Origin of the sequence: Sulfitobacter maritimus, assembly GCF_013346665.1 — a bacterium.
Lineage (GTDB): Bacteria > Pseudomonadota > Alphaproteobacteria > Rhodobacterales > Rhodobacteraceae > Sulfitobacter > Sulfitobacter maritimus.
Genome location: NZ_JABVBB010000038.1, coordinates 675,190 through 687,008, shown reverse-complemented (window position 1 = coordinate 687,008; position 11,819 = coordinate 675,190). Strand labels below are relative to the sequence as shown.

The 11,819-nt window shown below is 61.1% G+C and carries 12 protein-coding genes and 1 riboswitch; of the genes, 4 read left to right on the top strand and 8 right to left on the bottom strand.

All coding sequences use genetic code 11. From position 1 onward, the window contains the following. Nucleotides 1–21 precede the first annotated feature (21 nt). The 5 genes from HTT03_RS18125 to HTT03_RS18105 all read right to left on the bottom strand — a co-directional run bounded on the left by HTT03_RS18125 (nt 22) and on the right by HTT03_RS18105 (nt 4,492). Nucleotides 22–669 carry a phosphoribosylanthranilate isomerase gene (locus HTT03_RS18125; RefSeq protein WP_174861174.1) on the bottom strand — a complete coding sequence of 216 codons (648 nt, stop codon included), beginning with the start codon at nt 667–669 and terminating at the stop codon, nt 22–24. 8 nt (nt 670–677) lie between these two features. Further along, complete coding sequence (locus tag HTT03_RS18120) at nt 678–1,028, bottom strand: lipopolysaccharide assembly protein LapA domain-containing protein (RefSeq protein WP_174861173.1); 351 nt, start codon at nt 1,026–1,028, stop codon at nt 678–680. Next, on the bottom strand, nt 1,028–1,312 hold the full coding sequence (gene ihfB, locus HTT03_RS18115; RefSeq protein ID WP_174861172.1) for an integration host factor subunit beta: 285 nt from the start codon (nt 1,310–1,312) through the stop codon (nt 1,028–1,030). Before ihfB ends, HTT03_RS18120 begins: the two co-directional genes overlap by 1 nt. 279 nt (nt 1,313–1,591) lie before the next feature. Beyond that, entirely contained in the window at nt 1,592–3,406 is a 1,815-nt protein-coding gene (gene rpsA / locus HTT03_RS18110; RefSeq protein WP_343035880.1) for a 30S ribosomal protein S1, read from the bottom strand. 270 nt (nt 3,407–3,676) lie between these two features. Next, nucleotides 3,677–4,492 carry a response regulator gene (locus tag HTT03_RS18105; protein WP_174861170.1) on the bottom strand — a complete coding sequence of 272 codons (816 nt, stop codon included), beginning with the start codon at nt 4,490–4,492 and terminating at the stop codon, nt 3,677–3,679. 143 nt (nt 4,493–4,635) lie between these two features. On the opposite strand from HTT03_RS18105, the gene trmB reads away from it, so the two are divergent. The 4 genes from trmB (at nt 4,636) to HTT03_RS18085 (ending at nt 7,930) form a co-directional block, all read left to right on the top strand. Further along, nucleotides 4,636–5,337, top strand: a complete 702-nt coding sequence (trmB, locus tag HTT03_RS18100) for a tRNA (guanine(46)-N(7))-methyltransferase TrmB (protein WP_174861169.1) — start codon at nt 4,636–4,638, stop codon at nt 5,335–5,337. Nucleotides 5,338–5,451: 114 nt separating this feature from the next. Continuing rightward, nucleotides 5,452–6,804 (top strand): 3-phosphoshikimate 1-carboxyvinyltransferase, encoded by a 1,353-nt coding sequence (gene aroA, locus HTT03_RS18095; RefSeq protein ID WP_174861168.1) that lies wholly within the window; start codon nt 5,452–5,454, stop codon nt 6,802–6,804. Further along, nucleotides 6,801–7,298, top strand: coding sequence for a hypothetical protein (locus HTT03_RS18090; RefSeq protein WP_174861167.1), 498 nt, complete (start codon nt 6,801–6,803; stop codon nt 7,296–7,298). Before aroA ends, HTT03_RS18090 begins: the two co-directional genes overlap by 4 nt. Further along, nucleotides 7,295–7,930: a (d)CMP kinase gene (locus HTT03_RS18085; protein ID WP_174861166.1), complete on the top strand. Its 636-nt coding sequence runs from the start codon at nt 7,295–7,297 to the stop codon at nt 7,928–7,930. The genes HTT03_RS18090 and HTT03_RS18085 overlap by 4 nt, the downstream gene beginning before the upstream one ends. Nucleotides 7,931–8,144: 214 nt before the next feature. Here the strand turns inward: HTT03_RS18085 and metK are convergent, their stop codons facing one another. The 3 genes from metK to HTT03_RS18070 form a co-directional block, all read right to left on the bottom strand. Continuing rightward, the gene (gene metK, locus HTT03_RS18080; RefSeq protein WP_174861165.1) at nt 8,145–9,326 is read right to left on the bottom strand and encodes a methionine adenosyltransferase; all 1,182 of its coding nucleotides are present in this window, start codon (nt 9,324–9,326) and stop codon (nt 8,145–8,147) included. Between the two features lie 4 nt (nt 9,327–9,330). Continuing rightward, nucleotides 9,331–9,380, bottom strand: a riboswitch (SAM-SAH riboswitch). A 31-nt stretch (nt 9,381–9,411) separates the two neighbouring features. Then, entirely contained in the window at nt 9,412–10,908 is a 1,497-nt protein-coding gene (lnt, locus tag HTT03_RS18075) for an apolipoprotein N-acyltransferase (protein ID WP_174861164.1), read from the bottom strand. Continuing rightward, nucleotides 10,905–11,807, bottom strand: coding sequence for a hemolysin family protein (locus HTT03_RS18070; RefSeq protein ID WP_174861163.1), 903 nt, complete (start codon nt 11,805–11,807; stop codon nt 10,905–10,907). Before HTT03_RS18070 ends, lnt begins: the two co-directional genes overlap by 4 nt. Nucleotides 11,808–11,819 lie beyond the last annotated feature (12 nt).

Genomic DNA, 11,819 nt, shown 5'->3' with positions numbered 1-11,819 from the left:
CCGCGCCGGTCGCGGGCGTTTCTACTTCAAGGCCGCGGCACAGAACGCTCTGATGCGCTCAGGGTTCTTCACCCCCGGCGCACTTTCCACGCCCGAAGACACATCGACCTGACGTGCCCCAGTGAGCGAGATCGCCTCGGCCACATTCTCAGCTGTCAGGCCGCCCGCGAGCATCCACGGCTTCGGCCAACGCCGCCCAGCGATCAAACGCCAGTCAAACGCCAGCCCGTTGCCGCCCGGCAATTCCGCGTCTTTGGGCGGTTTGGCATCGATCAGAAGTTGATCGGCCACACTTACGTAATCGTTCAGCGCAGCCAAATCACTGCGGTCTGCAACGCCGATGGCCTTCATCACCGGCAGGCCGTAACGCGCCTTTACCTCAGCAACTCGCGCAGGGCTTTCGCGGCCATGCAATTGTAACATATCGAGGAACGGCACTGCGGCAAGCAGCGCATCCAGCGCCGCATCGTCGGCATTAACAGTAAGTGCCACTTTGCAAATGCCGTCCGGCACCGCTTCCGTCATATGGGCCGCCGCCTCTAGCGACAGATGTCTGGGGGATCTTTCGAAAAAGACAAATCCGAGCGTCCGCGCCCCGGCAAGCAACGCCGCAGGCACATCAGCGGGATCGGTCAAACCGCAGATTTTAACATTCACATTCTTAGGCATTGGACCGATCAGCCCGCTTCATCCAAAAGCGCGAGAACCTCGTCCTTGCCCTGATGCTTTTCTTCTTTCAGGCGGATCACTTCACGCTCCAGCCGCCGCCGTTCGCGGGCCTGCCGTGCAAGCTCTGCCCGATGACCGTGCTCGCGAATCCATTCCCAAACGAAGCCAACCAACAGGCCAACAATGATGCTACCCAAGATTACGATAAACAGCGGAAGTTCCACGCTTGGGTTTACGGCAAACCAGCCGGAAATCTCTGTCGGCAAGACCTGTAGCGTGACGATGTTGCGGTTCGCCAGAGCGACAGAGACAAGGGCCAGCGCAAAAAGCGCGATGCAGGCATAACGAATGTAGCGCATTAATCTTTTCCGTTCAGCCGGTCACGCAGGAGCTTGCCTGTCTTGAAAAAGGGCACATGCTTTTCCTCGACATTGACCGTCTCGCCCGTCCGGGGATTGCGGCCCACGCGGGCATCCCGTTTCTTGACCGAAAACGCGCCAAAGCCACGCAGTTCGACACGATCACCACGTGACATGGCGCTCGTGATCTCGTCAAAAACAGTGTTCACGATCCGCTCTACATCACGTTGATAAAGATGTGGATTGTCGTCAGCGATCTTCTGGATCAGTTCCGACCGGATCATGGCACGTCCCCCGAGATTATGGATTTGTTTTAAGACTATAGGAAATAACGCATCAGTCGGGAAGGTGTTCCGCGACATGCTTTATTGTTTTTTCGCGGCGAAGACCCTGTTATTTCGGCTCTTTTCCGCCTCATCAAAGGCTCACCTCCCGTCAGCAGACAGCCGGGGTGCAACAGGGCGCCCCGCTCATCGCGCGATTCGAATGTAGGCTTAAAAGGCAAAAGGCCCCGCATGTTACCATGCGGAGCCTTCGTTCTTTCACCGAAAGGTGAAAAATCTTTACTCGTCGTCGCCTTTCAGCGCCGCACCAAGGATGTCGCCCAAGCTCGCGCCGGAGTCGGAGGAACCGTACTGCTGTACCGCCTCTTTCTCTTCTGCGATCTCGCGCGCCTTGATGGAGACGCCCAGACGGTGTGCCTTGGCATCGACGTTGGTGATGCGCACGTCAACCTTGTCACCGACCGAGAAACGCTCAGGGCGCTGTTCGGCACGGTCACGGCTGAGGTCGGAACGACGGATGAAGCTCTTCATACCTTCGTATTCGACTTCGATGCCACCTTCTTCGATGGAGGTCACAGTGACGGTCACGATGGAGCCGCGCTTCACGCCACCAACGGCTTCAGCGAACTTGTCACCACCGACGTTCTTGATCGACAGCGAGATGCGCTCTTTCTCGACGTCCACTTCGGAGACGACTGCCTGAACCACGTCACCTTTGCGGTAGTCTTGGATCGCTTCTTCGCCGCGCTGGTCCCAGCTGAGGTCCGACAGGTGAACCATGCCGTCGATGTCGCCGGGCAGACCAACGAACAGACCGAATTCGGTGATGTTCTTGACTTCGCCTTCGACTTCGGTGCCCTCGGGGTGGGTCTCAGCAAAGACTTCCCATGGGTTGCGCATGGTCTGCTTGAGACCAAGGGAAACGCGGCGCTTGGCGCTGTCGATTTCCAGAACCATGACTTCGACTTCTTGGCTGGTGGACACGATCTTGCCGGGATGCACGTTCTTTTTGGTCCAAGACATTTCGGACACGTGAACGAGACCTTCGACACCCGGCTCCAGCTCGACGAATGCGCCGTAGTCGGTGATGTTGGTCACGCGGCCAGTGTGGACGGATTCCAGCGGGTACTTGGCACCAACCAGATCCCACGGATCTTCTTGCAACTGCTTCATGCCAAGGCTGATGCGGTGCGTCTCTTTGTTGATCTTGATGACCTGAACCTTGATGGTCTCGCCGATCGACAGGATCTCGGACGGGTGGTTCACGCGACGCCATGCCATGTCGGTGACGTGCAGCAGGCCGTCAACGCCGCCAAGGTCAACAAACGCACCGTATTCGGTGATGTTCTTGACCACACCATCGACGGTCTGACCTTCGGTCAGGTTGCCAATGACTTCGGCACGCTGTTCGGCGCGGGACTCTTCGAGGATCGCACGGCGCGAAACCACGATGTTGCCACGACGGCGGTCCATCTTGAGGATCTGGAACGGCTGCTTGAGACCCATGAGCGGGCCTGCGTCGCGCACGGGGCGGACGTCGACTTGGGAGCCAGGCAGGAACGCAACTGCGCCGCCGAGGTCGACGGTGAAGCCACCTTTGACACGGCCAAAGATCGCGCCTTCGACACGCTCTTCTGCGGCATAGGCTTTTTCCAGACGATCCCAGGCTTCCTCACGGCGCGCCATTTCGCGGCTGATAACAGCTTCGCCACGCGCGTTTTCGACTTGGCGAAGGAAAACTTCGACTTCGTCGCCAACTTCGATTTTGGGGGATTCGCCGGGATCAGCAAATTCTTTCAGCTCAACGCGGCCTTCCATTTTGTAGCCGACGTCGATGATGGCTTGGCCCGCTTCGACAGCGATCACCTTGCCTTTGACGACTGTGCCCTCTTGGGGCGTGTCCATTTCAAAGCTTTCGTTCAGAAGCGCTTCGAATTCGTCCATTGCTTTAGTCATGTAGCTTTTCGTATCCTTATCAAATGTTTCTGGCCGCGCGGTTGTCTCCGCCGGTCTGGAGTTGCAATTGGTCGTTGTGGTGGCACCGTGCAGATCGCACCGGACAAAGACCGGCGAAAAGGCACAGCGGTGGTCCACGCGAGCAAGCGTGGCGCCGCAGTCAGACGCAAACAAAATAGGGCCGGTTGAAACCGACCCTGCCCGTTATATCGCGTCCGAAGCTGTAACCGCCCCTTAGACAAGGCGCGTATAGGGGATAATCGCCGCTCTCGCAAGGGCCAAGCGTAGAACGGCGGTCTTGCGCGAAGAAAGCGCAGGTTTGCGAAACCTGCGCTGCAGATCGTCCGGGCCGCTCAGATGACCCAATCTAACCCGCTATGAACCCGACTACCCTCCCCACCAGCCCCGTCAGCGGCCTGCCCGAAACGGAGAAGGCGGCTTACCACCCGGCTTGCGCCGCCCTGCCCCAAGCCCGCGCACGCATTGCAGGTCAGCAAGCGCTTCCTTGGTCAGATTGTCAGCTTCATAGCTGCTAAGATCCTCAAGAAACTCCCACAGGCGCAAGCAGGAACGTTCCATATCTGCCAGCCCGTCAGCGATGGCCACGGCCTCTGTTGGACCCTGCCCGCGCAGGTCGCGTATCTGGCCTAACATAAGGCTCACGATTGGTTTGATTTCCTCCGCGCCTTCGCCGGAAAACTTTTGCAACAGCTCCTCAACTTGACTGCGTTGAAATTCCTGCGTCTCAAGCCCCAGTTGCAATGTGCTTTTCTGAAGGGCGTTGATCACTGAACGGCGCAGAGTGGCGGGGGACAATTCATCTTTGTCGATGTAATCGCAAAACCCACCGCGCAGTGCTGCAATCGCGACCTCGGTCTGGTCCGTGCCGGTGATCATCACCGTGGCGGCCCCGGCATTCTTGCCATGTGCGCGGATTATATCCATCCCCTGAAGCCCGGTGCCGTCGGGCAGATTGTAATCCAGCAGGATCAGATCATACCGCCCTTCGTCCAAGGCCCGGGCCATGGCCGCCAGACTGTCAGCCTCGGCCAAACGGGTGGCGAAATCCAACCCGCCGCAAAGCCGTTTCAAGCGCATTCGGTCAAACTTGTGATCGTCAACGATCAGTATCCGCGCCGCAGGGCCAGACATCGCTTCGGCCCGCGCCCCGGCCTGTATCGCAGCCTGCCTGCCCGCAGAGGTCTCTTGGCTGGCCACCGTCATATGTCGATCCTTTTTCCAATCCCTAACCTCATGCTAGAGATGGGGAGGCTAACAAAGCGTTAACGGCTGATAGAATTGCCCAGCTAAAGCGGTTTTGCACTAGACCGTTGCGGTAGCGTTGCAGTGCCGCTACATCAGCGCGCATGAGTGATACAACACGCCCCCGCCGCAATTTCTATGGTCGCCTTAAAGGCAAGTCCCTGAAGAAATCGCAAAAGACCTATATTGACGAGGACCTCGCGCCCTTGTCGCCGGGTGCTGTCGATTGGGACGCCAACCCCGACCGCACACCGCTGGACCTTGAAGGTCTGTTTGGCGGGCGCAAGGTTTGGCTTGAGATCGGCTTTGGCGGCGGTGAGCATCTGGTGCATCAGGCGGGCAACAACCCCGATGTCGGCATCATCGGTTGTGAGCCTTACATCAACGGTGTGGCAATGCTGCTGGGCAAAATCCGGCGTGCTGGGGTCGATAACCTCGCGATCCACCCCGGCGACGTGCGCGATATGTTTGACGTGCTGCCCGAAGCCTCGATCGACCGGGCGTTTCTGCTCTACCCCGACCCTTGGCCCAAGACTCGCCACCACCGGCGGCGGTTTGTCACGCCTGAGCATTTGGAGCCTCTGGCCCGCGTGCTCAAACCCGGTGCGATCTTTCGGGTAGCGACAGATATTGAGGACTATGTGCGGCAAACCTTGGAACAGGTGCCGCAGCATGGGTTCGATTGGTTGGCCGAAGGGCCGGAGGATTGGCGGCAGCCTTGGGACGATTGGCTCTCTACCCGCTATGAGCAAAAAGCCCTGCGCGAAGGGCGGACGCCACACTATCTGACCTTCCGCAAACGCTGAGACGAAATAGATCGCCCTCCGGTGTGAGTTGTTTCCGATCACGGCTGGCCGGTGGTGATGGACGCTGCCGCCCGCCTGCGATAATAGGGGCCTTGAGCAGATCAGAGGTACCTCATGTCCAGTCACGGCAGCCCCATTCCGATGTCATCCCGCGCCTGCGGGCCGCTTAACGGCACTGCCGAAGTGCCGGGGGATAAATCCATCTCCCACCGCAGCCTGATCCTGGGCGCAATGGCCGTGGGCGAGACCACCATCACCGGGCTGCTCGAAGGCCAAGACGTGCTCGATACCGCGAAGGCCATGCGGGCGTTCGGTGCGGAAGTGATTGACCACGGCGGCGGTTCCTACTCGGTCCACGGTGTCGGCGTTGGCGGTTTTGCCGAGCCCGACAATGTGATCGATTGCGGCAATTCCGGCACCGGGGTGCGCTTGCTTATGGGGGCGATGGCGACCTCTCCGATCAGCGTGACCTTCACTGGGGACGCGAGCCTTAACAGCCGCCCTATGGCGCGGGTCACCGATCCGCTGGCGCTCTTTGGCACGCAGGCCGTGGGCCGCGCGGGAGGGCGTTTGCCGATGACCTTGGTGGGCGCGGCTGAGCCTGTGCCGGTGCGCTATGAGGTGCCCATGCCCTCTGCACAGGTGAAATCAGCCGTGCTCTTGGCGGGGCTGAACGCGCCGGGCAAGACAGTGGTGATCGAGGCCGAGGCCACGCGGGACCATACCGAACGAATGCTGGCCGGTTTTGGCGCCGAGATCACGGTCGAGGATACAGATGCGGGTCGTGTGATCACGCTGACCGGCCAGCCCGAGCTTAAGCCGCAGCATATCGAAGTGCCCCGCGACCCTTCATCGGCGGCCTTCCCGGTCTGTGCGGCGCTGATTGTGCCGGGCTCGGATGTGCTGGTGCCGGGCATCGGATTGAACCCCACCCGCGCCGGGCTTTTTACTACATTGCGTGAGATGGGCGCGGATTTGACCTATGAAAACGAGCGGCTTGAAGGCGGCGAGCCAGTAGCAGACCTGCGCGCCCGTTTCTCGCCCGACTTGCATGGCATCGAAGTTCCCCCCGCGCGTGCGGCCAGTATGATCGACGAATATCCCGTCCTGTCGGTCGTCGCAGCCTGCGCCACGGGCGAAACTGTGATGCGCGGCGTCAAGGAACTGCGGGTCAAGGAAAGCGACAGGATCGACGCCATGGCCAGCGGTCTGCGCGCCAATGGTGTCGAGGTTGAAGACGGGCCAGATTGGTGGATTGTCCAAGGGCGCGGCCACGGCAATATCGCGGGCGGTGCGACCTGCCAAAGCCACCTAGACCACCGGATCGCCATGTCTTTTCTGATTCTCGGCATGGTCACGCAAAAGCCAGTGCAGGTAGATGATGGCGGGCCGATCGCCACGTCCTTCCCGATCTTTGAGCCGCTGATGAGCAAGCTGGGCGCGCAGGTGACGCGTCTGTCGGCGTGACAAGACGCGGACTGTCCTTGTTGGCGCTTCTGACGGTGGTGGCCTTTGCCACTCTGGCAGGTTTTGCCGAGCTTCGGCTACGCGCCGACGGGATGGGCGTCTTTGATGCGCGGGTGTTGGGCTATGGGCTGGACGAGGCGCGGGCCTATCTGGCGGCGCTCACCGCTGAGCAAACGGTTCTCTATAAGACCCAGTTCCGGCTCGGAGATACGGCCTTCCCCGCGCTGCTATCGCTATTGTTACTGCTGTGGTTCCGGCGCAGGACGCGTGGCGGACTTCGGCTGGCGTTGACGCTCGCGGTCGCGCTCTATCTGGCGGCGGATTACATGGAGAACATGTTAATCGGACGATTGCTGGAGTTGGGACCGGAGGCGATCACGCGCCAATCGGTCGCCACTGCAAGCCTGTTCACTCAGGCGAAATGGGCCATAGTGGCAATCTGTCTAGGGGCGGCGCTGCTCCTTTGGACCCGCAAAGAAAGGACAACGCAATGACAGGCGAGACATTTGGCGGTCTGACCGTGGCCATCGACGGGCCAGCGGCAGCGGGCAAAGGCACGGTGGCCAAAGCGGTCGCAGCACATTTTGGCTTTGCGCATCTAGATACCGGACTGCTGTACCGCGCCGTTGCGGCCAAGACGTTGGCAGGGATGGCACCTGAAGAAGCGGCGCAGACACTCGCCCCTTTTGATCTGGAAGACCCCAGCCTGCGCAATCCGGATGTGGCGCAGGAGGCCAGCAAGGTCGCGGTGATCCCGGCGGTGCGCGCCGCGCTCGTGCGGTTTCAACGCAGCTTCGCGGCCCGCGCGGGCGGCGCAGTGCTGGACGGGCGCGACATTGGCACGGTGATCTGCCCCGACGCGCCGGTCAAACTGTTCATCACCGCCAGCCCCGAAGTCCGTGCAGAGCGGCGCTTTGCCGAACTCACAGGCAAGGGGATCGAGACGACTTATGACGACGTGCTTGAAGATGTGCGGCAGCGCGATTTGCGCGACATGAGCCGCGATCAAGCGCCGCTGAAACCCGCCGAGGATGCCAAACAGATCGACACGACAGAGATGGCGATTAATGATGCGATTGCCGCCGCCGTGGCGATGGTAGAGGCCACGCGGCAGGCGCGAAGCTAAGCAGACCCGGAGGCGCGGGGCGAGCCGACCCGCAGGCGCGAGGCAGAGCCGACCCGCAGGTGCCGGGTTGAGCCGACCCGCAGGCGCGAGGCTGAGCCGACCCGCAGGCGCAGGGCTGAGCCGACCCGCAGGCGCGAGGCTGAGCCGACCTGCAGGCATGTAAAAGGCCGCCCGGCGATGCCGCGGCGGCCTTTTTATCTGCTGTCATGGCGGTTTACACGGCAGCCTTCAACTGGTCGACGAGGTCGCGACGTTCCCAACTGAACCCGCCATCCGCATCCGGCGCCCGGCCAAAGTGGCCATAGGCCGCGGTGCGCTGATAGATCGGCTTGTTCAGCTGCAGATGCTCGCGAATGCCACGCGGCGTGAGGTCAATGATCTGACGGATCGCCTTTTCGATGGCAGCGTCATGGACATCGCCGGTGCCATAGGTGTCGCAATAGATCGACAGAGGCTGACTGACCCCGATGGCATAGCTCAACTGGATAGCGCATTTATTTGCCAGCCCGGCAGCCACGACATTTTTTGCCAGATAGCGGGCGACATAGGCCGCCGAACGGTCGACCTTGGTCGGGTCCTTGCCCGAAAACGCGCCGCCGCCATGAGGGGCCGCGCCGCCGTAGGTGTCGACGATGATCTTGCGTCCGGTCAGCCCGGCATCCCCATCCGGTCCGCCGATGACAAAAACCCCCGTCGGGTTCACATGCCAAGCGGTGTCCGCGTCGATCCAGCCATCAGGGAGCACTTCGCGAATGTAGGGTTCCACAATATCGCGGATGTCGGCGCTGGTTTGTTTTTCGCTCTCGTGCTGGGTGGACAAGACGATGGAACTGACGCCCACCGGTTTGCCGTTCTCATAGCGCACCGAAAGCTGGCTTTTCGCATCCGGCCGCAGGGTCGGCTCGGTGCCGTCTTTGCGCACCTCAGCCAAGCGGCGCAGGATCGCGTGGGCATAGTGGATCGGCGCGGGCATTAACTCTGGCGTCTCATCGGTGGCGAAACCGAACATGATGCCCTGATCGCCGGCACCCTCTTCCTTGCCCTCCGCCGCATCAACGCCCTGAGCGATATGCGCGGACTGCGGGTGCAGCAGATTGGTAATCTCGCATGTCGCGTGGTGGAACTCGTCCTGCTCATAGCCAATGTCTTTGATGCAGGCGCGGGCGATGTCTTCGACACCAGCCAGATATTCATCAAGCTTGGCTTTATCGGCCAGCCCCACTTCGCCACCGATCACGACCCGGTTGGTGGTGGCAAAGGTTTCAGCAGCGACCCGCGCTTCGGGTTCCTCGCTGATGAAAGCGTCGAGGATCGCATCGGAAATCCGGTCGCAGACCTTATCCGGATGGCCCTCGGAAACGGATTCCGAAGTGAAAGTGTAGTTCTGACGGGACATGTCGTGCTCCAGTATGAAATAACGCATCACGTCAGGAAGCCGTTGTGATGCTCGGTCAAAGGCTTAGAGAACCGCTGGTGGATGGTCAATCAGCATTCCCGGCGCGTCGGCGCCGCATGACCAGCCCGGCGAGCAGGAGAGCGAAAAGCAACGCAAGCGGCAGGTCCCCACTGCGGCTGTAGAGGGTCGGCGGCAGCGGTTTGGGCAGCGGCGCATCAACGAAACCTTCGGTGTTGAGCGCCAGTGACGCGGTTACCCGACCCCAGGGATCGATCATCGCGGAAATGCCGGTGTTCGCGGCGCGCGCCATCGGCAGCCCCTGCTCAATCGCCCGCATCCGTGCCTGCGCCAGATGCTGCTTTGGCCCTGCCGCTTTGCCGAACCACGCGTCATTGGTCACCTGCATCAGAAAGCTGGGCCGCTCTGGTGCCGCGTTCACATCATGGGCAAAAACCGCCTCATAGCAGATCAACGGCAGCCCGGTCCCGAGCGCACCAAGGTCCACCAGTTGTGCGCCCGGTCCGCTGGAGTAGCCGTTCCCCTCCTGCGCGGCGAGACCATGGATGCCGAACCGCGCCATGAGGTCGCCCATGGGCATGTATTCTCCGAAGGGCACGAGGTGGTGTTTGTCGTAGAGTTGATCGACCGCGCCATTGGCATCCAGCACCACCAGCGAATTGTAATAGCGCATGTTTTGACGCCGCTGCACGCCCAGCACCACCGGCACCTCAGATGCAGCACCAATTTCCGCCAAAGCGCTGCCGGCCATGTCCAGCGCCCAGGGGATCGCGGTTTCGGGCCAGATCACCAGATCGGGCGCGGCACCCGCGCTCTGGGGCGCGGCGGCGGTATAGTCGAGTTGGCGTTTGAAGTAGAATTCAAAGGTGTCGGGGTTCCATTTATCGCGCTGCGCGGCGTTGGGCTGGACAAGGCGTACCACATTGTCGGTGAGCGGTGCCGGCGGCGCTTGCGGTGGCAGCACCAGCAGCAGCGCCATTGACAGCGCCAAAGCGCCCTGCCCCAGCCGCACCGTCAAAGCCCCGCGCATCACCAACAAAGCAGCAGTGAAAAAAAGCCAGAGGTTCAGCGCATAGGGACCAACCCACGCCATGCCCTGCCCAGCCATAACTCCCACAAGAGCCTGGGCAGGCATGGCCCAAGGAAAGCCGGTAAAGATATAGGCTCTGAGCAGTTCCACGGCAGCCCAAGTGACCGCCAGAACCCAGACCCGGCGCGGTGCCAGCCAGCGTGCGGCACCGAATGCCAGCCCCCAGAACAACGCGATGCCAGCAGCCAGCAAGATCAGCGCAAAGGGCGCCATCCAACCGTGTCGTGCCACATCGACCATGAAGGGCGAGACAATCCATTGCAGCGCATGGAGGAAGTAGCCAAAACCAAAGCCCCACCCCAGCAGTGCCGCCCGCCAAGGCCTGCCGGACTGCGCACGGTAAAGCCAGAATGCCGCGATGAGCCCTGCAAAAAGCAGGAGCGGCAGATCATAGGGCGCCTGCCCAACCGCTGCGATGGCCCCGGCAAGAGGGGCCAGCAGAAACCGGCCCCGCCGCGCCAGTCCTTGGATCATCCCCCGGCCCCTTGGGTGCGCACCCGCAGGCGTTTGATGCGGCGGGGATCGGCGTCGATCACTTCGAACTCAGGCCCGTCGGGGTGCAAGACAACCTCGCCCCGCGCGGGCACCCGGCCCGACAGCATCGTGACCAACCCGCCGAGCGTGTCGATCTCTTCCTCGTCCACGGTGTCATGGTCAGTCAGCGAATGGCCGATCTCAGCCTCAAAATCACCCAAAGGCGTCTTGGCCAGTGCCAGATAGGTGCCGGGTTTCTCCACCGTCCAATAGGTGCCCTCGTCGACGTCATGTTCGTCTTCGATCTCACCAATGACCTGTTCGATAAGGTCTTCGATGGTCACCAGCCCGTCCACCCCGCCGTATTCGTCAATTACCAGCGCCATATGGCGGCGTTCGGCCTGCATCTTGGTCAGCAAGACGCCGATTGTCATCGACGGTGGCACATAGACCAACGGGCGCAACAGCCCGTTTATATCAAACGTGGTGGTTTTGCCGTTAAAGCCGTGGTTCAGCGCCAGATCTTTGAGGTGAACCATGCCCACAGGCGTGTCGAGCGTGCCGTCATAGACCGGCAGACGCGTCATGCCGCTTTCCTTAAAAACGGCGACCAGTTCTTCTAAGGTCGCGCTGGCCGGGACCGCGATGATATCCGCCTTGGGCACGGCCACGTCATCTACCCGCATCCGGCGCAGGTTGATCATGCCATGGCTGCTGGGCCGCTCGGTCTGTGCCGAGGCCTCGGGGCTGTCGTCCTCACTGTCTGACGGGCTGAGCGCCTCAAACACGCGAGAGAAGAAATTACCGGTGCGCAGCGCTGTGTCGTCCGGTTGGTTCTGGCTGTCTTCATCCAGCAGCGCGCTCTGCGCCGCGTCAGATGATCCGTCTGTATCGCCCATTGAGTCCTGTCT